This window comes from Morganella sp. Je.2.23 (assembly GCF_051129855.1).
Taxonomy (GTDB): domain Bacteria; phylum Pseudomonadota; class Gammaproteobacteria; order Enterobacterales; family Enterobacteriaceae; genus Morganella; species Morganella sibonii.
Genome location: NZ_JBCPSQ010000002.1, coordinates 107765 through 129989, shown reverse-complemented (window position 1 = coordinate 129989; position 22225 = coordinate 107765). Strand labels below are relative to the sequence as shown.

The following is a 22225-nucleotide window of genomic DNA, read 5'->3' as shown; positions in this document are numbered from 1 at the left end:
CTCCTTAGTGTGCAGCAGAGGCGACAGCGTCAGCCTGGTTTTTCCGTCGGAAGAAGCGTTTCTCCCACATCAGTAACAGGATAAAGGCGAAAGCGAGTAATCCGTAAGTGACCAGCAGACCACCGGCCGGGCCGAAGGTATCCAGCAGATTGACTTTATCGTAGTCAGTCGCCAGCCACGGCGCCACGGAATCCCAGTAGTACGCCAGAATGGTCGCACCAATAATATTCCCCAGTCCGACCCACCAGAAGTGCACCTGACCTTCCACAGCGCGGTACATCCAGCCGGTTTCACATCCGCCTGCCAGTACAATACCAAAACCGAACAGCAACCCGCCGATCACGGCATTAGGGCCTGCCCAGAAGATTTTCGGCTGTACGCCCAGTTGCACATAGCTGTAGATCCCGATAGCACTGACCGCCATGCCGAGAATAATCGCTTTGGCCATCTGGGTACGTCCGGTTATCCAGACATCACGGAACGCGGAGGTAAAGCAGATTTGCGCCCGTTCAATCAGCAGACCGAATCCGATACCGAACAGCATCGCCATCCCCAGTTTCGGGGATTTAAACAGTGTGAACAGAGACCAGGTGAGGCACAGCAGGAAAATCAGCATACCGAGACGAAAACGGCGTTTCGCCCGCTGCAAATCCTGTGTCAGCGGCGAGGCTTTGCTGACTTTCTGCAGTTTGACCGGAATACGGAACATCGGCAGCAGCGTAAATTTCGCGCCGAAGTAAGAGCCTGCAGCAGTTGCCAGTGCAAAGAACCAGGCATGCAGGGAGAATTGCGGGATACCGGTAAAGAACGCCGCCAGGTTACACCCCATCGCGAGACGTGCACCGAAACCGGCAATAATACCGCCGATAACGGCCTGCCAGATACGGATTTTGTGTTGCGGGAGGCGGATTTTGACATTATTAGCCCATAAGGCTGCGGCGATACAACCGGCAAACATGCCGATAATCATCATGCCGTCGATACGATCCAGGGGCGAGCCCTGCAAACCGATCACCTTAAAATACCCCCAGTTTTCCGGATGAGCGCCGAACAGTTGCAGAATGTGTCCGCCCCAGCGCGTAAACTCTCCGGTGACCGCCCAGAATGTGCCTGTTAATCCGAAGTAGTATGCGGATAAGATGCCGGCGGCGATCACTGCGGGCAACGGCTGCCAGAACCTGACAAGATACGTTGATTTAAATGTAGACCAGTTCATTTTTTTACCAAAAAAATCCCGACAGCGTCGGGAATCGATGTCGGAGTACATGTGTACCAGTAGGATCTGTATATGTGATCCACCGGAGAATCATACTCCTGTTGAGATAATTAGCTTATTAATATTTTAAAAATACTGACATGTCCCTGACCACCGGAGGATCAGGGAATAACCGGCAAACCGGAAAGACACTGACACGTCCCTGTCCGCGAAATCTGCTGAATCATCCGGTTTGTGGCAAGGCGGCAAGGGAAGGATTCCGGGGAGCATACACAAGTATGTGACCCGAAATCCTGAGTGCAGCTAACGCGGCCACGGGCCGGAGGATGACGCAGATTCGGTTCGCTCCATCCATGGCGCTTAACGCTTTCCTTTTTTGCCGGTTAACCCCTCATGTACTTGAACTCTGTTAAAAACAGAGAACAGAAAAATCAATCTGCTAAATCATCCGGTTTGTGGCAAGGCGGCGAAGTGAGGATATCCCCGGGAGCATACACCAGTATGTGACCGGGGTAGCCGAACGAAGCCAACACCGCCACAGACCGGAGGATGACACAGATGAATCTGCTAAATCATCCGCGCTGTGGCAAGGCGGCGAAGTGAGGATATCCCCGGGAGCATACACTAGTATGTGACCGGGGTAGCCGAACGAAGCCAACACCGCCACAGGCCGGAGGATGACACAGATGAATCTGCTAAATCATCCGCGCTGTGGCAAGGCGGCAAGGGAAGGATTCCGGGGAGCATACATCAGTATGTGACCCGGAATCCTGAGTGCGGCCAACACAGCCACAGAGTGGAGGATGACGCAGATTCGCAGATTCAGCAGATGCGGGGAAGGGGCTCGTTATACGGAAGATCCAGCAACCTCGTCGCCCCGAAAATCCCCTGTACTTTCACCTGTTTTGCTTCTGTCACCTGCCCGATGGTACAGGCATCCTGACCCAGCGGACTGTTATGAAGCGCTGCCAGTACGGCGTCTTCTGCTTCCGGAGCAACAACAATCACCACTTTGCCTTCATTGGCAAAATTGAGTGCCTCCAGCCCCAGCAGTTCGCACACACCGCGTACTGCGGTTTTCAGCGGCAATTTCTGTTCTTCGATATTCATGCCGCACTGCGAAGCATCCGCAAACTCATGCAGGATAGCGGTGACACCGCCACGGGTAGCATCACGGACAGCCCGGACGCCGTCAATCGCCCGCAGAGGTGCGAGCATCGGTTCCAGTACCGCACAATCGCTGCGCAGATCCGCATCCAGTCCGAGGTTTTCACGCAGATTGAGAATTGCGGCACCGTGGTCGCCCAGTGTGCCGCTGACGATAATTTTATCCCCCGGACGGCATTGTGCCGCTGCCCAGTTCAGCTGATGCGGGATCACCCCGATACCGGCGGTATTGATAAAGACTTTATCAGCCGCACCGCGCGGAACCACTTTGGTATCGCCGGTCACAATCTGAATGCCATTCGCTTTTGCGGTTTCTGCCATGCTGTTAACCAACTGAGAGAGGATCTCAAACGACAGACCTTCCTCAAGAATAAATCCGCAGGAAAGATAGCGCGGGATCGCACCGCCGACAGACAAATCATTGGCTGTGCCGCATACTGCCAGCTTGCCGATATTACCGCCGGGGAAAATAATGGGGTCGATCACATAGCTGTCAGTGCTGAACGCCAGACGATCACCGGCGGCCTGTAATTCTGCCAGCGGTATTCGCGCCTGGTCTTCTTTTTCATTCAGATACGGGTTGGAAAATGCCTGTAAAAACAGGGAGTCGATCAGTTGCTGCATCCCCTGTCCGCCGTTGCCCTGTGCCAGGGTGATTTCAGTAATAGGTTTCATTTTATTCTCCGCGCCGGTACTGATAATAAGCCGCACATGCTCCCTCAGAGGAAACCATCAGTGCACCGAGTGCGGTTTCCGGTGTGCATGCTGTGCCGAACAGCGGACAATCAGCCGGTTTACAGCGGCCGGTTAACACATCCCCGCAACGTGCCAGCGGGTTATCCGCAACAGATTGCGGCTGCGGCCGGAAGCGGCGCTCCGCATCAAATTCATGATAAGCCGGTGTCAGCTGTATGCCGGAATCTGCGATATTGCCCAGTCCGCGCCATTCACTGCTGGCTTTCAGCTCAAAGACCTCTGCCAGTGCTTTCTGTGCCAGTTGGTTTCCCTGCTCAGGAACAATACGGCTGTACTGATTTTCCACCGCCATCGGCGCCAGCTTATCCTGCGCCTGTTTTTTCAGCTGGCGGATCACCATCAGAATAGCGGTCAGTAAATCCAGCGGTTCAAACCCGGTCACCACAAACGGTTTGGCAAATTCATCACACAGCGGCTGATACGGCGTGCAGCCTATCACCATACTGACGTGTCCCGGCGCGATAAAGCCGTCGATAAACACATCTTTCTGTTCCAGCAGTGTGCGCAGCGTCGGGATAATCGTGATGTGCTGACAAAAAACGGTGAAATTTGTCAGTCCGCTTTTTTTCGCCAGCTGTAACGTGGCCGCCGTGCCCGGCATGGTGGTTTCAAAACCGAGGGCAAAGAAGACGACCTCTTTATCCGGATTATCGCGGGCAATAGTCAGCGCATCCAGCGGGGAGTAGACAATACGGATATCACTGCCGTGACGGCGCGCATCCAGCAGTGATCCGCCGCGTCCGGGAACGCGCATGGCATCACCGAACGTGCAGAAAATCACCTCCGGACGGGCTGCGATTTCCAGACAGGCGTCAATACGCCCCATCGGCAGCACACAGACCGGGCATCCCGGTCCGTGCACAAATTCCACTGAATCGGGCAGCAATTTATCCAGCCCGAACTTAAAGATGGCGTGTGTATGCCCGCCGCACACTTCCATAATCTGCAAAGGCTGTTTCAGCGGGTGCGGCCATGAGGCCATCTCTTCCCTGATTTGCGCCAGCAGTTTTTCTGCCAGCGCCGGATCACGGAACTCATCAACAAAACGCATAGAAATCCCTTATTCCGCTGCACTGCGCTGCTGGTTTGCATCACTCAGGCGATCCTGCAGCCAGGCGACCCACTCATTCATTCCTTCACCGGTAGTGGCAGACAGTACAATCACATCAATATCCGGATTCACACGGCGTGCTGCATCCACACAGGCTTCAATATTGACATTCACATACGGCAGCAGGTCGATTTTATTAATCAGCATCAGATCAGCGGCTGCAAACATATGCGGATATTTCAGTGGCTTATCTTCTCCTTCTGTTACGGACAGGATCGCCACTTTATGCTGTTCTCCCAGGTCAAAACCGGCAGGGCAGACCAGGTTACCGACATTCTCAATAAATAACAGGCTGTTATCTTTCAGTCCGAGGTGATGCATGGCGTCATGCACCATTTGTGCATCCAGGTGGCACCCTTTGCCGGTATTAACCTGAATCGCCGGTACACCGGTTGCGCGGATCCGTTCAGCATCATTGGTGGTTTGCTGATCGCCCTCAATCACGGCACAAGGTACTTTATCTTTCAGGTAATTGAGTGTGCGGGTCAGTAATGTGGTTTTGCCGGAGCCGGGACTGGATACCAGGTTCAGCGCCAGAATGCCCTGCTCCTGTAAATGTTCACGGTTATGAACAGCGATTTGGTTGTTTTTATCCAGTACCCCCATTTCAATCTGCACCATGCGTTTCTGGGTCAGGCCCGGCGCGTGAGTGCCCGCTTCCCCCATCCCGTAATGCATATTGTCTTTATCCACCACCGGCGCAAAGGCAGCCGCTTGTTCATGACCGTGGTCATGCGAATGCTCATGATCATGTGAATGATGATGGTCGTGAGCATGTCCGTGCTCATGAGAATGGCTGTGATCGTGCCCGTGGTCATGGCTGTGTTCATGTCCGTGGCTGTGCTCATGACTGTGTCCGTGAGCATGCTCTTCACCGGCTTCACGGCCGTCATAATAGTAGTGGTTTACATCGCCGTTATGATGGTAGTGGTGGTGATGAATAATGACGGGGCGGGAAGAGTTATCATGCTCGTGATGGTGGTGATCATGATGTTGGTGATCATGGTGCTGGTGATCATGGTGTTGGTGATCATGGTGGTCGTGGCTGTGACCTTCAATCTGCACGTTTCCTTCGCTGCAACCGCATGTGCTGCACATAATCCTGACTCCTGCTCGATTTATTGGCTCCGGCGCGGCATTGTGGTCAGACTCGTGACAGGTGCAAAGCATCTGATCACATGGTGTCGGGCAGTCAACATAAATAAAATATTACACATAAAAGCCGGTAAACCATTACCGGCTTTTATGTGTCCGTTATTAATTATATTTGTAGCAAATCGGCGGAGTGCCTGCTTTGACTTTGCGCAGGTCAGATGGATTTTCCCTGCGCAAATAGTGATGTGTTTACGCTGAACTCAGTGAACAAATACGACGTAAACAGCTGCGGCCACAATAAAGCGGTAGATAGCAAACGGAATAAAGGAGATACGCTTAATCAGTGACAGGAACGTTTTCATGGCAATCAGCGCCACAATAAACGCCGACAGGAAACCGACCGCAAACATCGGGATATCTGAACTGCCCAGGAAATGCCAGCTCTTGTACAGATCCAGTGCTGTCGCGCCCATCATCATCGGCACCGCCAGAATAAAGGAAAATTCTGATGCGGTGTAACGGTTGATTCCCATAAGCATACCGCCGGAGATAGTGGCACCCGAGCGGGAGAATCCCGGCCACAGTGCCAGGCACTGGAAACAACCGATGGCAAATGCCTGACGGTAACTGATGTCATCAAGCCCGGTAGCCTGCGCTTTCTTCGGTTTAAAGACTTCCGCCACAATCAGCAGGATACCACCCGCTACCAGCGCGTACATCACATTCACCGGATTAAACAGTGATTTTATCTGATCACGCAGCAATAACCCGAGTACCACCGCCGGCAGCATAGCAATAATAATATGGAGTAACGTCAGTTTTCCCTGAGTCTGCCCTTCATGGGGAACGCGGCCGAAATGAATGCCGATAAGCGCAAACATCCGCCGCCAGAACAGGAATACCACGGCGAGGATGGAACCAAGCTGGATAACCACTTCAAACGTTTTGGCTTTATCGCCCGTAAACCCGAGAAGCTCGGCAACAATAATCATATGACCGGTTGATGACACCGGTAAAAATTCGGTTAATCCTTCAACAACCCCGAGAATCAAAGCATGCAGTAAACTTGTGATATCGCCCATATAACGCCCTGTATGGCAGATAAAATAAGGCACTCCCGGAGGCGGGAATGCAGGATACGAACAGCATATGACGCAAGTGTGACAACTTTATGACACCCCTGCCGCTTTTATGACAGTTCCGCTGACGGCATTATGACAACATCAGCCCGCACTTCGTTCAATTATGACCCCGACTTCTTCCGCCTGCGCCACCGCTCCCGGCTTGGCCACACGAATACGCACCCACGGGGTTCCGAATTGTGTCAGCAATAATGACGCCACTTCTTCCGCCACACGTTCAACCAGTGCGAACTGTCTTGTCTGCACATAATCCAGAACAGCCGTGCTGACCCCGGCATAATCGAGACAATGTTCCACATCATCACTCTCTGATGCGCGTTTGTTATCCCAGTGCATTTCGATATCGAGCACTAATTTCTGCGTAATACCCTTTTCCCAGTCGTAAGCACCAATCGTTGTGAAAACAACAAGTTTCTTAATAAAAACAACATCCATCCGCAATTACCCCGTTTTTTTATGCTCATCGGATATCACTTCCCATGAAATATGCGTATTATCCATGGAGGCTGATAACTATAATTTACCGTCTGTCAGGAGGGAAGGCATGAGTGGAATCGCGCTTGGTATGATCATCTTCGCTTATCTGCTGGGATCTGTTTCCAGTGCGATCCTGATCTGCCGTCTTGCGGGACTGCCGGATCCGCGTCATCACGGCTCCGGAAACCCGGGTGCCACCAATGTGTTGCGGATCGGCGGCAAACTGGCGGCTGCCGGTGTCCTTATCTGCGACGTTCTCAAGGGTATGCTGCCGGTCTGGCTCGCTTACCTCCTGCAAATACCGTATTTTTACCTCGGTATTATCGCCATTGCAGCCTGTTTAGGCCATATTTATCCGGTATTTTTCCACTTTAAAGGCGGAAAAGGCGTGGCAACCGCATTCGGGTCGATTGCCGCCATCGGCTGGGATCTGACCGGGCTGGTCGCCGGGACCTGGCTGCTGACCGTGCTACTGAGCGGTTACTCATCATTAGGCGCGATTGTCAGCGCCCTGGTGGCACCGTTTTATGTCTGGTGGTTCAAACCGGAGTTTACCTTCCCGGTCGCCATGCTCTCCTGCCTGGTGCTTATCCGCCATCATGACAACATCCAGCGGCTGTGGCGCGGACAGGAAAGCCGTATCTGGCAGAAGCTGAAGAAAAAGCGGGCCAAAACGGATAAAGAAATAATCCAGGAAGCAAAAGAGCAGGAAAAAGAGGATTAAAAAAGGCGCATCAGCGCCTTTTTTTGTGTCCGGAAATTATTTATCCGGCGGGGGTAACTCAGCCAGCGGCCAGCGCGGGCGGACAGTCACGCCTAATTCACTGCGCATCCCGCCTTTAAAGCGGATCATCCCGGCCAGCGCAATCATCGCGCCGTTATCCGTGCACAGCTCAGGACGGGCATAGAACGCTTCTCCGCCCAGTTTTTGCAGTGTCTGCGCCATGCGTTCGCGCAATGTGCGGTTTGCACTTACCCCGCCTGCCATTACCAGCCGTTTGAAACCGGTCTGCTCCAGCGCACGTTTGCATTTGATCACCAGTGTATCCACGACAGCATCTTCAAAAGCGCGGGCAATATCCGCTTTGGTCTGGTCTGAATCATCGTTCTGGCGAATCGTATTGGCAGCGAACGTTTTCAGCCCGGAAAAGCTGAAATCCAGCCCCGGGCGATCCGTCATCGGACACGGGAACGTAAAACGCCCCGGCGTGCCCTGAGCCGCCATGCGTGACAGTGCAGGCCCGCCCGGATAATCCAGCCCCAGTAATTTAGCTGTTTTATCAAAGGCTTCCCCGGCGGCATCATCGATAGACTCACCCAGCAGCGTGTATTCACCGATACCGGTTACGCTGATTAACTGCGTGTGGCCGCCGGATACCAGCAGCGCGACAAACGGAAACTCCGGCTGATGTTCTTCCAGCATCGGTGCCAGCAGATGGCCTTCCATATGGTGAACCGGTACCGCCGGGACCCCCCATGAAAATGCCAGTGCACGACCGACTGTTGCCCCGACCATCAGCGCCCCGACCAGCCCCGGTCCTGCGGTATAGGCCACCGCATCAATATCCTGTGCCGTCAGACCGGCTTCTTTCAGTGCGGCCTGAATCAGCGGCACCGTTTTCCGGATATGGTCACGGGATGCCAGTTCCGGCACCACGCCGCCGTAATCCGCGTGGACTTTGATCTGACTGTATAACTGATTAGCCAGCAAACCGGCCTCATCATCATAAATTGCGATTCCGGTTTCATCGCAGGACGTTTCAATGCCTAACACTCGCATGGGACTTAACTCGCTGGAACAAAAACTGACGGGACTGGCGGCGGACAGCAGGAAGCACATCCGTCTCCGCAAAGAGATCAGTGTATCACCATAATGACGTGCTGACAGGTATTAAGGTGAAATACGGAACTTTTTTGCCGTCTTTTTATTCACCGGAAACCGCTTATTCACAGGATGAACACAGTTATCCACACACTTTTCCCCTGCGCGGCGGATTTATCTTGCTGACAAATCGCCGCGTATCCGCTATAATCTCCACCCTCTGTAAAACCCCTGTCGGGTGTGCGGATCCGGTCCCGGCGGTAACACCGGACCAAATCCGGGGTATTTCTCTGTCTGATTATCCACAGCACTTTACAACGTGGGTCACATTGAAGTAAAATTCCGCACCATTTTAAAGACAACTGGCATAACGCCAGTACAGACCTATTTATTGAGGTGAGAGGCACATGCCGGTAATTAAAGTACGTGAAAACGAGCCATTTGACGTTGCACTGCGTCGTTTCAAACGTTCCTGCGAAAAAGCAGGCGTATTAGCTGAAGTACGTCGTCGTGAGTTTTATGAAAAACCAACGACTGTACGTAAACGCGCTAAAGCATCTGCTGTTAAGCGTCATGCTAAGAAACTGGCTCGCGAAAACGCACGTCGTACTCGTCTGTACTAATCGCTGCGGCCGCGCCGCAACTTAGTCAGACCGCAGTAGTTGCAGTTAATGGCCGTGTTTCCGGAAGGAAGCGCGGCTTATTATCGTTATCAGACAGGCGAAAAAGGGGTTATGGCCGGGCGCATTCCACGCACATTTATCAACGACTTATTAGCGAGAACCGATATCATCGATCTTATCGATGTCAGGGTGCCGCTGAAAAAACACGGTAAAAATCACCAGGCGTGTTGTCCTTTCCACAACGAAAAAACTCCCTCTTTTACAGTCAGCAGCGATAAACAGTTTTACCACTGCTTCGGCTGTGGTGCCCACGGCAATGCTATTGATTTTTTAATTAATTATGACCGGCTCGAGTTTGTCGAGGCGATCGAAGAATTAGCAGCAATGCACGGGCTGGATGTTCCTTATGAAACCGGAAGCGGCAGCAGCCAGATAGAAAAACATCAGCGCCAGAATCTGTATCAGCTGATGGAAAAACTGGACAGCTTTTACCGCCATGCATTACAGGCGGATAACGCCGTGCATGCCCGTGAATACCTGAACCGCAGGGGTCTGAGTCAGGACATTATCAGCCGGTTTGCTATCGGCTATGCCCCCGCAGGATGGGACAACGTCCTCAAACGCTTTGCCCGCAGCGAGGATGATCGTCAGCAGTTACTGGATGCCGGCATGTTAGTGGTCAATGATAACGGCCGCTGCTATGACCGCTTCCGTGAACGCGTGATGTTTCCTATCCGTGACCGGCGCGGACGGGTAATTGCTTTCGGCGGACGTGTCCTTGATGATGCGATGCCGAAATACCTGAACTCACCGGAAACCGATATTTTTCATAAGGGCCGTCAGTTATTCGGACTGTATGAAGCACAGCAGGAAAACCGCGAATTGTCCCGCATCCTTGTGGTCGAGGGCTATATGGATGTGGTTGCCCTGGCACAGTTCGGTATTGATTATGCGGTGGCCTCGCTCGGGACATCGACAACGGCAGAGCACATACAGTTGCTCTATCGGACATCTGATACCATAATTTGTTGTTATGACGGAGACCGCGCCGGACGCGAAGCCGCCTGGCGGGCACTCGAAACTGCCCTTCCCCATCTCAATGACGGGCGGCAGCTTCGTTTTATGTTTTTACCGGACGGCGATGACCCGGATTCACTGGTACGCCGCGAAGGCCGTGAAGCCTTTGAGCAGCGGCAGAATGAGGCACACAGTCTGTCTCAGTTTCTGTTCGATACCCTGCTGCGTCAGGTGGATATGAGTACCCCGGAGGGGCGCAGCAAACTGAATGCCCTGGCAATGCCGCTGATAAGCCGCGTTCCGGGTGAAGCACAGCAGGCGTTTTTATTGCAGGAACTGGGTAATTTACTCGGGTTACCGGATATCGCGCAGCTCAAACAGGCCATCCGCCAGAGTGAAAGCAGTCCCGGTTATCAGGCACCGAAACTGAAACCAACCACCATGCGGATACTGATAGCGCTGCTGGTGCAGAATCCGCAGTTTGCACAATTAGTGCCGCCGCTGGAATCTATTGATACCAGCCGTATTGCCGGTTTTGCATTATTCAGGGAGCTGATTGATACCTGTTTATCACACCCGGGGCTGACCACCGGTCAGTTACTGGAACACTACCGTGATAATAAATTAGCGCCACAGCTTGAAAAACTGGCCGGATGGAACGATATAGAGATAGATGAGATCGCAGAAAAAACCTTCAAAGATGCCTTAAATCATCTGGTGGTATCTGCTCTCAATGAGAGATTTAACTTCCTGATCGCCAAAGAGCGGACAGAAGGTCTGACCCCTGAAGAGCGCAATGAAGTGAGTCTTCTCGTGCGGGTCCGGCAATAAGTATTATTATTAAACTATGATGAATATAACGGCTTAAGTGCCGCAGACAGCAGGAACAGCCCTGCATGCCATGTCACCAAGGTTCATGGCCGAAGAAAAGAAATCCTTGATTGTTATTGTTGCTGGCTAAGTTGTTTTGCCGACCAACACAAACCTAAATACTCAGAAGTGTGGATACCGTCTTATGGAGCAAAACCCGCAGTCACAGCTGAAACTTCTTGTCACCCGTGGTAAGGAGCAAGGCTATCTGACCTATGCTGAAGTCAATGACCATCTGCCTGAAGATATCGTCGATTCTGATCAGATCGAAGATATTATCCAGATGATCAATGACATGGGCATTCAGGTAATGGAAGAAGCACCTGATGCTGATGATCTGATGCTGGCAGAGAATTCAACAGACACCGATGATGATGCAGCCGAAGCTGCAGCACAAGTCCTCTCAAGTGTAGAATCGGAAATTGGCCGGACCACTGACCCTGTGCGCATGTATATGCGTGAGATGGGGACGGTAGAACTGTTGACCCGCGAAGGCGAAATTGACATTGCCAAGCGTATCGAAGATGGCATCAATCAGGTTCAGTGTTCCGTTGCTGAATATCCTGAGGCAATCACGTATTTACTCGATCAGTACGACCGCGTTGAAGCGGGCGAAGTCCGTCTTTCTGACCTGATTACCGGCTTCGTTGACCCGAACGCGGAAGAAGATCTGGCACCAACCGCAACCAACATCGGTTCTGAGCTGCCGGCTGAAGAATTAAATAAAGATGACGACGACGAAGACGAAGAAGAAGAGGATGACAGTGACAGCGATGACGATAACAGCATCGATCCTGAACTGGCTCGTCAGAAATTCGAAGCGCTGCGTGTGCAGCATGAAAAAGCGCGTCAGCAGATTAAAATTCACGGCCGCGACCACCCGAGCACCAATGCGGAAATTCAGCAGCTCTCTGAAGTTTTCAAAGAGTTCCGTTTAGTTCCGAAGCAGTTTGACCACCTGGTCAACAACATGCGTGAAATGATGGATCGTGTCCGTCAGCAGGAACGCTATATCATGAAACTCTGCGTTGAGCAGAGCAAAATGCCGAAGAAAAACTTCATCACCCTGTTCACCGGCAATGAAACCAGTGATTCCTGGTTTACTGCTGCTGTCGCGATGAACAAACCGTGGTCTGAAAAACTGCAGGATATGGCGGAAGAAATTGAACGCAGCCTGCAACGTTTACGCCAGATCGAAGAAGAAACCGGCCTGACCATTGAACAGGTCAAAGATATTAACCGCCGCATGTCTATCGGTGAAGCGAAAGCCCGCCGTGCGAAAAAAGAGATGGTTGAGGCGAACTTACGTCTGGTTATCTCTATCGCGAAAAAATACACCAACCGTGGCCTGCAGTTCCTGGATCTGATTCAGGAAGGTAACATCGGTCTGATGAAAGCGGTTGATAAGTTTGAATACCGTCGTGGTTATAAATTCTCAACCTATGCCACCTGGTGGATCCGTCAGGCCATTACCCGCTCTATCGCGGACCAGGCGCGTACTATCCGTATCCCGGTGCATATGATTGAGACTATCAACAAACTCAACCGTATCTCCCGTCAGATGCTTCAGGAGATGGGCCGTGAGCCGTCACCGGAAGAGCTGGCAGAGCGGATGCTGATGCCGGAAGATAAAATCCGCAAAGTGCTGAAAATCGCCAAAGAGCCAATCTCAATGGAAACACCGATTGGTGATGATGAAGATTCGCACTTAGGGGATTTCATCGAGGACACCACCCTCGAGCTGCCGCTGGATTCAGCGACTTCAGAGAGCCTGCGTTCCGCGACTCACGAAGTGCTGGCCGGGCTGACCCCGCGTGAAGCGAAAGTGCTGCGTATGCGTTTCGGTATTGATATGAATACCGACCACACGCTGGAAGAAGTGGGCAAACAGTTTGACGTTACCCGCGAACGTATCCGTCAGATCGAAGCGAAGGCACTGCGCAAACTGCGCCACCCGAGCCGTTCTGAAGTGTTACGCAGCTTCCTGGACGAGTAATTCGCTTCAGGATCAGAGCATTATCAGGCGCCGTTTAACGGCGCCTTTTTTTATGCCCCATCACCGGCTGACAACCAGCCATTGATTTACGCAATTGCTGTTCACTAATCATTTTCTGCAGGCAATATTCCGCTCATAAAACAGTCAGATAGACAAGAAACGCTAGACCCCGCCAAAAACAGGCAGTATAATCTTACCCACTTCGGCCCCTTAGCTCAGTTGGTTAGAGCACGCGACTCATAATCGCTTGGTCACTGGTTCAAGTCCAGTAGGGGCCACCAAATTTTTACTGATTTATCAGTGCATTAAGCCACTCCTCACAGGGTGGCTTTTTTACATCTGGTGCTGAGTGTCCCAAAAGTGTCCCGCCAGATTTTTTTGATTTGTGTGCCAATATCCGGCAGATAATGTAAGTATCTCTGTAAACCTTACTAATGATATTCATAGATTTCAGGAACATTGCTATTCTGAATATCTCCCGGAAGCGACTGTAAAATATTAAATCTGCTTTCGCAGGTTAATTTTCTGCCCAAACTTCACTTCTCTGTATTATCTCCCGCTTGTTATTCAGATACCGATTTTTCCGCGTCAGAAAAAAGATTCCCCCGCATATCCATCTAAAATAACATAATGTTTTTATTTGTTTTTTTTGCCTGCCTGATCACATTGAATTACGTTTTTAATCCGTTACACTAAGTCAAATTTTTATTTTTCATATTCTTATTTAAGATTAATCCGTATAAGGGATGATATGACAAAGCAACGTAAACTAAGGATTGCTCTGCTTATTGCTGTTGCACTGTCCGGCGGGGCCTGGCTGACCTATTCAGTAACATCCGGCAGCACTCCGGCAGATAAGGGCTATGAGCTGTATTTGTCCGGGGATACTGACGGGGCATTCCGCTATTTTTCTGCAGAAGCAGAAAAAGATCCGCAGGCGGCCTATGCGCTGTCCGTGATGTATCTCAACGGCAGCGGTGTACCGGTAAATGCGTTGCTGGGTTATCAGTGGCTGGAACGTGCCGCAAAAGCCGGTAATAAAAATGCCCTGTATAACCTCGGTTATTACCGCTATCACGGTATGGCGCCTTATACCGGACAGGACCCGCATGGTATTACGTCACTGAAAGCGGCGGCACAGGCCGGTGTGCGTGAGGCTCAGGAATTACTGGGCAGTATTTATATGCTCGATAAATATGAAAATACGCCGTCAGATACAGAACAGGCACGGAAATATATGACGTCTGCCGCAGACCAGGGATCGTTTTTTGCAAAATTCGCCCTGGGTTATATCGCTTACGAATATGATAAAGATTATAAAAAAGCTGTCAGTATCCTGACGCCGTTACTCAGTGAGCAATTTATCTTTCCGGCTATGCTGCTTTCCCGGATATACGAGACCGGCGGTTACGGAATAGAAGCTGACCCCGGACAGGCAAAAAAATACCGCTATATGGCCTTTTCACAAATAAGCTCGCTCAGTGAAGAAGATTTTATGCCAAAAGCGTTATCACTCTACGGCTCGGAAACGCCGGATAAAATAACTGCCCGTCTGGCGAAACTGGAAAAAATGGCAGAAAACGGCAATATTCATGCCCGTTACGCTCTCTATGATGTCTATATGCAGGGTATGGGAGTCATCAAAAATAAAGAAAAAGCCCTCTCCTATTTGCTGCCGTTGATTGATAAAAAAGATCCGAAAGCCCTTTACACCTGGTATCTTGATACCAAAACAGAGCCGGATTATCTGAAAGCTTCTGCTGAAGCCGGATATCCTGATGCACTTTATCTGCTTTATCAAATCCACCGCAATATCCGTTATGACGATGCATTCAATTATGACCGGGATCTCTCGGATGAATACCTGAAACGGGCAGCGGATGCCGGTCACCGGGATGCATTAATCGACATAATCCGCAATATTACAAATAGTTACCAATTTCCGGATAATGAAACTAACGCAATAGTATCCGCTTATTTAACGGTATTACTGGAAAAATATCCGAATGATGCTGAAGTGCTGATGCTCGCTTCACAGCGTTACAGTGACAAGGACGGGAATATTTATGATCCGGTTCGTGCCTTTGAGTTAAATAAAAAAGCAGCTGAATTATCAGCGCTGGCAGATTACCGGGATGAACTGGCCTATAAATACGCCATGGGATTTGGTGTTGAGCAGGATATGAAAAAGGCAGTCGGGATCTATAAATCTCTGCTGAAAAATACCGCTTATCAGGATCAGGTTTACCGCCGGTTAACCGCTCTCTATTTTTCTTTTGATACCGGCGGTGAGATTGATGAAAAAGAGATTATCGCATTCCTGAAAAAAGACATTGAAGAGAATGAAAACTACCGTCAGGCACATTTTTACGCAAGTTATCTGCTGCGGGAAGATCCGGTAAAAAACCGTGAACAGGCAATGGCGCTGTATAAACAGGCCCGCGAATATACCCTGAGTTCCGATGTTCATCTGGCCAAAACACTTATTTCCCTTAACAGCGGCGATAATCAGCTGGCGCTGAAGCTGATGATGGATATGCTGAAAAACAGCGATCCCCGTACTCAGCTTCCGCCGGAAGAGTGGAATGATGTAATGCAGGTTTTACTCACGGCCGGAAAAGAAAACGTCCTTGCCAGACAGTATTGGGTGCAGTTCGCATTACATGATAATAATGCCGAGGCGCAAAAACAGATTGAGCCGCTGATTGGTCACGACCCCGATGTTACCTATTACTACGCGCTGCTGAAACTGGAAGAAACAGAGAAAAAACCGGATTTCACTGATGATATGCTGCGCCCGGATATTGAACTGATGCAGAAAGCGGCGGAAGCGGGTAATCAGCACGCCGGTGAATACATCGTGAACCGCCTGCAGAGCGCAGCGGGTTCCGGAACGCAGAGCAACCGGAATCAGGCCTTTTTGCGGATCACCGGACTGACGGAGCGCGATATAGTGCCGCGCCTGAAGCAATGTGCTGACACCGGAAGCCAGGCCTGTATGTATGAACTGGGTGAGATCTATTACGAAGGTAAATATGGCGAAAAAGCCAATATGGATACCTCCATTGCCTGGTATAAAAAGATCCCCGATCGCGATTACCGTTTTACAGAATCACGCCTGAAAAAAGCGGAAAAAAGCAAAAAAACGCTTATTGATCTGAACGCCCTTGTACAGAAAGGGGATGCTGACGCCGCTTACGAATTAGCTTACGCATGGAAGAGCGGCGATTACGGCCTGGTACAGGACCGGGAAAAATGGCGCTATTATCTGAAAATCGCGGCCGATGGTGGTAATGGCAACGCAATTACCACACTGATTGATGACTACAAAAACGCTGACCCGCTCAGTCCGGAAGATAAAAAACGGCTTCTGTCGCTGTATGACAAACTCCCGGGAACCGGTAATAACAGCTATCTGCGCAACCTGGGTACACAGTACCTGGAAGGCAGCAGACTGGTCAGTCCGGATCGTCAGAAAGCCCGTGAATACTTTACCAAAGCCGGTGATTACGCTGAAAATGAGCTGAAGGCGATGGATAAGTTTGAAATGAACGTGAAACTGACGGATGAAAGCCCGAATGCGGCCTATGAAACCGGTTATGCCTATTTGTACGGCAACGGTACCCGGGCAGATCCGCAAAAAGCAATTTTATATCTGCAAAAAGCGTCAGATACCGGCCATGAACGTGCCACGATCCTGCTGGCAGATACGTATGCCAAAGGTGAATTCGATAAAAATACACAGCGCTGGATTATCGAACCTGACTGGGATAAAGCCATTATTCCGATGCGGGCCTACAAAGGGCGGCGTGATGTATCTGATGATATCGCATTCTACGAAGAAACGATAAAACCGGCACAGGCCGGGGACAGTCAAGCCATGCTTGCCACCGGTATGCACTATAAAAATCGCGGTAATTATGATACTGCCCGCTACTGGTTTGCAAAAAGCGCGGAGAGCGACCACCTGCCCGCATTCTGTGTTCTGGCCGATATAACGGACACCCCCGGCGATAAAATGGCTGTATTACGCCGCGGAGCTGAAAAAGGTGACAGTTGTTCGGATATACAGCTGGCTGTCATGCAGCTCAGAGAGAGCAGCCTGATACCTGATTCACCAGAGTGGTCCGGCATTATCACCCGGCTGGAAAACGGGCTGGACAACAGCGACGCCGCCGTTTCCGGTATTGCCTTTGCCACACTGGCTGATCTGTATAACGGCACGCTCCGTGATAACGAAGGTCACTACCGGTATCACGCGGATAACAAAAAATATCTCGCGTTAGCGGAACCGGCAGCAGAGAAACGGGCTGATGCGCAGAGAGCACTGTTCTATTATTACCGGCAGAATAATGACATGGATAAGGCCCTGTCTTATCTGCAAAAAGCACATGACAGCGGTGATTTTTCCGCTACAGAAATACTCGCCGGATATTATATATCGTCAGAATACTGCCGTCGTGACGATGCGGATCCCGCTAAAGCGGAACAGTATCTGAACGAATGGCTGCAAAAATCGGCACTCCCGGAAAATACAAACAACCACACAGTGATGCTGCCGGAAGCCGGGACCAAAGATATGGGTGATGCATGGCTTGAAGGCTTCTGCAACAAAGCACCGGACCCGGATAAAGCCATCGCATGGTATACCCGTTCGCTGGAATATAACGACACTCACGCCCTGAAAGGAATGTATAACGCTTATATCAGAAAAAAAGATGCCGCAGAAGTTTATTACTACGGCTCGCTTGCCGGTACCAGCACCCATGAGGGTGACAAACTGACCGGGACACTGACGGATGCAGAACGTGAAGCGGTATTGCAGCGGATTAAGAAAAAGCAGGAGTATGAACAATACGGCCGCTATGAACAGGAAATTGAAGCAAACCGGCAGAAAGCGGAAAGTGGCGATGCGCTGGCCGCATTCTCACTGGGCGTCAATTATGCCCGTGGTGAACGCGTTCCGGAAGATACAGAAAAAATGCTCTATTACTATGAACTGGCCGGTAAAAACGGCTACGCCAGAGCGTATAACGTACTGGGTAATCTCCACCGCAGACCAAATGAGCGCGGTATTCCGGTGGACGGCAAAAAAGCCCTCGCCTATTTTGATGCGGGTGCAAAACTGGGGGACAGTAATACCGCTCATCTCGCCGGTGATATGCTCTATTTCGGTCAGGCCGGGCTGGAAAAAGATTACCCGCAGGCAGCCCGTTATTATGAAATGACGTCACTCGAACAGGGCAGTCATCATGAACTGGCTAAATACAAAGTCGCATGGATTTATTATCACAAACTGGCAAGCACCGGCAGTGATGATGATCTGCGCAAAGCGCGGGACAACCTGATTCTCTCAGAAAAATACGGTAATAAAGATGCCACGAAAGCGTTAAAAGAATGGGATTTCTCGCGTATCAGCGATAAAAATAAATAAGCGGTTTTATTATCAGCGCCCTCCCGGAATGTGGCCTGTTCCGGGAGGGCGATTGTATTACCTGCCGGATGATTTTTCCTCCCGGAACGCAATAAAAAGGCCGGAAATAATAAACAGCATACCAGCCAGCATACTCAGCGTGACAGATTCACCCAGAAAAAAACAAGAAATAAAAACACTGATAACCGGTGACAATAAAATTGCACAGGATGTCAGTTCTGCTCCGCCCTTCTCAATCATATAAAACCATAAAATATAAACAAAAACACCTCCGGTTATTCCTGTATACAAGACCGGTAACAACACACCAGGCTGACTTATCACAGATAATGGTAACCGGATATCATCAGACATAAATTGCATCGTCAGTACGACCAGCAGCAGTGAAACACAGTTCTGATAGAAAACTCTGAGTAATAAATTTGATTTAACCAGTATTTTTTCTGACAGAACTGTTCCTGTAGCCCAGCAAAAAGCACTGATTAATATAATTAACTCCCCTGTTCCGATTTTATCTACAGCAATGAAAAACAATACCCCTGTAACGCCCATGATCGCTGTCACTACATATTTTATATTTATACTTCTGTTGATAGCCATATAAATTAATGACGTAAAAACCGGCATGGTATAAATCAGCACTGATGATTTTACCGCATCAGTATAAAACAGAGAAATATTGTTCAGTAACGGAACCAAAAATAGATTAAACACCCCCAGAGGGATACATAGCAGAATATCTTTGAACGCTATTTCCTTTCGGAAGAAGAATAAAACAACAATTAGTAAGATAACAACAGAAATAGCATTACAATAAAACCTGAATGGCCACGCACCTATTTGTTCAATTGCGGCTTTAGACACAGGGAAATTACTTCCCCATATCAGGGCAATGACCAATGTTATACCTGGAAGCAACTTTTTTTCAGTCATAGCGGGTAACTAATACCGTATGTTTATCAATATACTCAGTATTTTCATTGCCATTTCTTTGTCAATCGGTAATAAAGATATTCACCGAAAGTGGGAGTCCCGCTGAGTTTTTTACTTTGCCATCTGAATTGAAATGAAAAACAAATCATTCAGAGTCATATATTTGCAAATAATACCACCGGTTTAATATATCAACTCACTTCTCCCTCACGCCCAGAATATCCACCTGAATCATCCGTGAATCTGCCCGGCCGTGGTCATCCACGGCGCGGATGCGGTAACGCCCTGCGGCTTCCGGTTTCCATTCCAGCTGACGGCGGCTGGTACTGTTGCCGAGATAAACATCACCGGCAAACCAGTAAATCACACTGCTGTCATTATCGGCGGTGGCGGTGAAAAACAGGGAGGAGGACTGGTTTTCCGTCCGCCGCAGGGTGTAGGTGGTGTTGCGCAGCGGTGCGGTAATACGCGGTGGCGTACCGCCGATCAGGCTGTTGCCGCCCTTGCAGTGTGCGGCAGACGGCGGGGTTTTCTTCGGCAGCCCGGCCATGGCAAATACCCGTGCCAGGTCAGACGGCCAGTATTCATAGATATCAATGTTGACCCGCGCGGGATCATAAGGCGGACACACCACGTCACCGGTGATTTTATCCGTTGCCACCGGCCGGTAAATGGTATCAACCGCAATCGGGGATTTACCGGGGATAAACCAGGTTTTGCCCCGCCGCTGACACCACTGCGTCGGCAGGTTACCGCTGGCCAGACAAACCTCCACCTGACGGAGATTTTCCGGTTGCGGAAAGTCCGGCTCCCGCAGCGCCGGGTACTCCGCCATAATATTATCGATAATATTAAAAAACAGCGGTGCGGCAGCTTCCGCGCCAATCAGCGCACTGTTCCCCGTACCGTCAAAATTACCGAGCCAGACCACCAGTACATACGGCCCGGTAATGCCGCTGCTCCACGCATCACGGAATCCCCAGGACGTGCCGGTTTTCCAGTACACAGGCAGTGTCATCGGTTTTTGTGCGAGGGTGTTACCGGGACGGCGGTGCTGCCCCAGCATATCCAGGGTGATGAATGCCGCTTCATCACTCAGCAGGCGGATCGGTGCGGCGGGCTGTTCGGATTCGGTCATCCGCAGCGGACGTAAAACGCCCCGGTTTGCGAGGATCGCATAGAGTTTTGCCAGCTCCTGCGCCGTCACTTCACCGCCGCCCAGAACCAGCGACAGCCCGTAGTGTTTTTCCCCCGCCATCCCGGAGAGTCCGGCCAGCCGGAGAAACTGGTAGAGATTCGGTTTGCTGAGTTTTGCTGCAATATCCACCGCCGGAATATTACGGCTGTAATTCAGTGCCTGTGTCGCCGGCAGCGGCCCCATAAAACGCAGATCAAAGTTCTCAGGCGCATAGCTGCCGAACGAAGACGGCACATCTTTAAGAATGGTCAGCGGATGCAGCACGCCCTGTTCCAGCCCGAGCGCGTAAATAAAGGGTTTCAGCGCCGAGCCGGGAGAGCGTTTGGCGTTGGTGCCGTTCACCTGTCCGTGGATCTCCGTATTGTAATAATCCGCCGATCCCACCAGCGCCCGCACGCCCATATCACGGGTATCGACGAGGAGCACTGCCGCATTATGTAATCCCGCCTGCTGACGGCGGGAAATAAACGCAGCGACCTGTTTTTCGGCAATACGCTGAAGATTAATATCCAGCGTGGTGACCACTGTCTGTGATTTTTCAGCACTGAACCGGTTCTGCCGCGCTATCTGTTCAATCAGATGCGGAGCGATGTAAGGCATCTGCTCCGGCTGGCGCAGTATCAGCGGCAGTTCAAACAGCGCGGCCATGTTCTCATCATCAGGATGTTCTTCCCGCCAGCGCTGCCAGAGCCGGTTACGAGCCTGCATCAGCGGCTGGCTGATATCCGCCGCTCCGGGTGTCACACGATATCCCGGCGATTGCGGCAGTACCGCCAGCGTGAGCGCTTCCGGCAGCGTTAAATCCGCCGGTTTTTTATTAAAATAGATAAGCGAGGCCGCGCCGGCACTTTCAATATTCCGGCCATAGGGGGCATAGTTGAGATAGGCTTCCAGGATATCGTGTTTGGAGTAGCTCAGTTCCAGCTGTACCGCCCGCAGGATCTGTTCTGTTTTCCCCCGCAGGGTGCGGGTGTTGAGATGCCAGCGCATCCGCGCCAGTTGCATGGTGATGGTCGAACCGCCCTGAAGCCGTTCCCCGCTGATATAGCTGACAAAAAAACCGCGCGTGAGACTGTACGGATTAAACCCGGGATGCAGATAAAACCAGCGATCCTCATAACGCAGCGTGCCTTGTGTCAGCAGCGGTGACATCTCTTCCAGCGGCGTCCACAGCCGGTAACGGTCGTCATTTGCCAGTGTCAGGCGCAGCAGTGTGCCGTTGCGGTCATAATAAGCGACCGACAACGGCAGTCCCTCCGAGAGCGGCGGATGCGGCCAGAGGCGGAACCCAATCAGAAACAGTGCCAGCAGGATAACCACTGCCGCCAGGTTCTGTATAACGCGCCGGATACCGCTCATTCTGACCTG

General features: G+C 51.0%; 14 protein-coding genes and 1 tRNA gene. 6 read left to right on the top strand and 9 right to left on the bottom strand.

Features of this window, described 5'->3' with window-relative positions; genetic code table 11:
• Window positions 1-4 precede the first annotated feature (4 nt).
• From yedE to folB, 6 genes are all read right to left on the bottom strand, one after another.
• A complete protein-coding gene (gene yedE / locus AAZR23_RS11100; RefSeq protein ID WP_052926585.1) occupies window positions 5-1216 on the bottom strand; it encodes a selenium metabolism membrane protein YedE/FdhT in 1212 nt (403 codons plus the stop codon).
• A gap of 822 nt (window positions 1217-2038) precedes the next feature.
• On the bottom strand, window positions 2039-3058 hold the full coding sequence (hypE, locus tag AAZR23_RS11095) for a hydrogenase expression/formation protein HypE (protein ID WP_434692605.1): 1020 nt from the start codon (window positions 3056-3058) through the stop codon (window positions 2039-2041).
• Between the two features lies 1 nt (window position 3059).
• Window positions 3060-4190: a hydrogenase formation protein HypD gene (gene hypD / locus AAZR23_RS11090; protein WP_338856313.1), complete on the bottom strand. Its 1131-nt coding sequence runs from the start codon at window positions 4188-4190 to the stop codon at window positions 3060-3062.
• A 9-nt stretch (window positions 4191-4199) separates the two neighbouring features.
• Complete coding sequence (gene hypB / locus AAZR23_RS11085; protein WP_434692602.1) at window positions 4200-5348, bottom strand: hydrogenase nickel incorporation protein HypB; 1149 nt, start codon at window positions 5346-5348, stop codon at window positions 4200-4202.
• A 257-nt stretch (window positions 5349-5605) separates the two neighbouring features.
• Entirely contained in the window at window positions 5606-6427 is an 822-nt protein-coding gene (bacA, locus tag AAZR23_RS11080; RefSeq protein ID WP_230060429.1) for an undecaprenyl-diphosphate phosphatase, read from the bottom strand.
• Window positions 6428-6568: 141 nt separating this feature from the next.
• Window positions 6569-6922 (bottom strand): bifunctional dihydroneopterin aldolase/7,8-dihydroneopterin epimerase, encoded by a 354-nt coding sequence (folB, locus tag AAZR23_RS11075; RefSeq protein ID WP_218426617.1) that lies wholly within the window; start codon window positions 6920-6922, stop codon window positions 6569-6571.
• Window positions 6923-7031: 109 nt separating this feature from the next.
• Here folB and plsY point away from each other — a divergent pair, with 109 nt between their 5' ends.
• Entirely contained in the window at window positions 7032-7688 is a 657-nt protein-coding gene (plsY, locus tag AAZR23_RS11070; protein WP_054426239.1) for a glycerol-3-phosphate 1-O-acyltransferase PlsY, read from the top strand.
• 36 nt (window positions 7689-7724) lie between these two features.
• Here plsY and tsaD read toward each other — a convergent pair whose 3' ends face one another.
• Window positions 7725-8744, bottom strand: coding sequence for a tRNA (adenosine(37)-N6)-threonylcarbamoyltransferase complex transferase subunit TsaD (gene tsaD, locus AAZR23_RS11065; RefSeq protein WP_434692597.1), 1020 nt, complete (start codon window positions 8742-8744; stop codon window positions 7725-7727).
• A gap of 449 nt (window positions 8745-9193) precedes the next feature.
• Between tsaD and rpsU the strand changes: the two genes are divergently transcribed.
• The 5 genes from rpsU to AAZR23_RS11040 all read left to right on the top strand — a co-directional run bounded on the left by rpsU (window position 9194) and on the right by AAZR23_RS11040 (window position 18726).
• Window positions 9194-9409: a 30S ribosomal protein S21 gene (gene rpsU, locus AAZR23_RS11060; protein WP_004240446.1), complete on the top strand. Its 216-nt coding sequence runs from the start codon at window positions 9194-9196 to the stop codon at window positions 9407-9409.
• A 111-nt stretch (window positions 9410-9520) separates the two neighbouring features.
• Window positions 9521-11257, top strand: a complete 1737-nt coding sequence (gene dnaG, locus AAZR23_RS11055; RefSeq protein ID WP_046893223.1) for a DNA primase — start codon at window positions 9521-9523, stop codon at window positions 11255-11257.
• A 136-nt stretch (window positions 11258-11393) separates the two neighbouring features.
• Complete coding sequence (rpoD, locus tag AAZR23_RS11050) at window positions 11394-13292, top strand: RNA polymerase sigma factor RpoD (RefSeq protein WP_282097962.1); 1899 nt, start codon at window positions 11394-11396, stop codon at window positions 13290-13292.
• Between the two features lie 204 nt (window positions 13293-13496).
• Window positions 13497-13573 (top strand) — tRNA-Ile (locus AAZR23_RS11045).
• Window positions 13574-14043: 470 nt separating this feature from the next.
• Window positions 14044-18726, top strand: a complete 4683-nt coding sequence (locus tag AAZR23_RS11040) for a tetratricopeptide repeat protein (protein ID WP_434692593.1) — start codon at window positions 14044-14046, stop codon at window positions 18724-18726.
• Window positions 18727-18783: 57 nt separating this feature from the next.
• On the opposite strand, the gene AAZR23_RS11035 is transcribed toward AAZR23_RS11040, so the two are convergent.
• Window positions 18784-19659 carry a DMT family transporter gene (locus AAZR23_RS11035; RefSeq protein ID WP_434692591.1) on the bottom strand — a complete coding sequence of 292 codons (876 nt, stop codon included), beginning with the start codon at window positions 19657-19659 and terminating at the stop codon, window positions 18784-18786.
• Window positions 19660-19855: 196 nt separating this feature from the next.
• Window positions 19856-22216, bottom strand: coding sequence for a penicillin-binding protein 1C (gene pbpC, locus AAZR23_RS11030; protein WP_434692588.1), 2361 nt, complete (start codon window positions 22214-22216; stop codon window positions 19856-19858).
• Window positions 22217-22225: the final 9 nt, after the last annotated feature.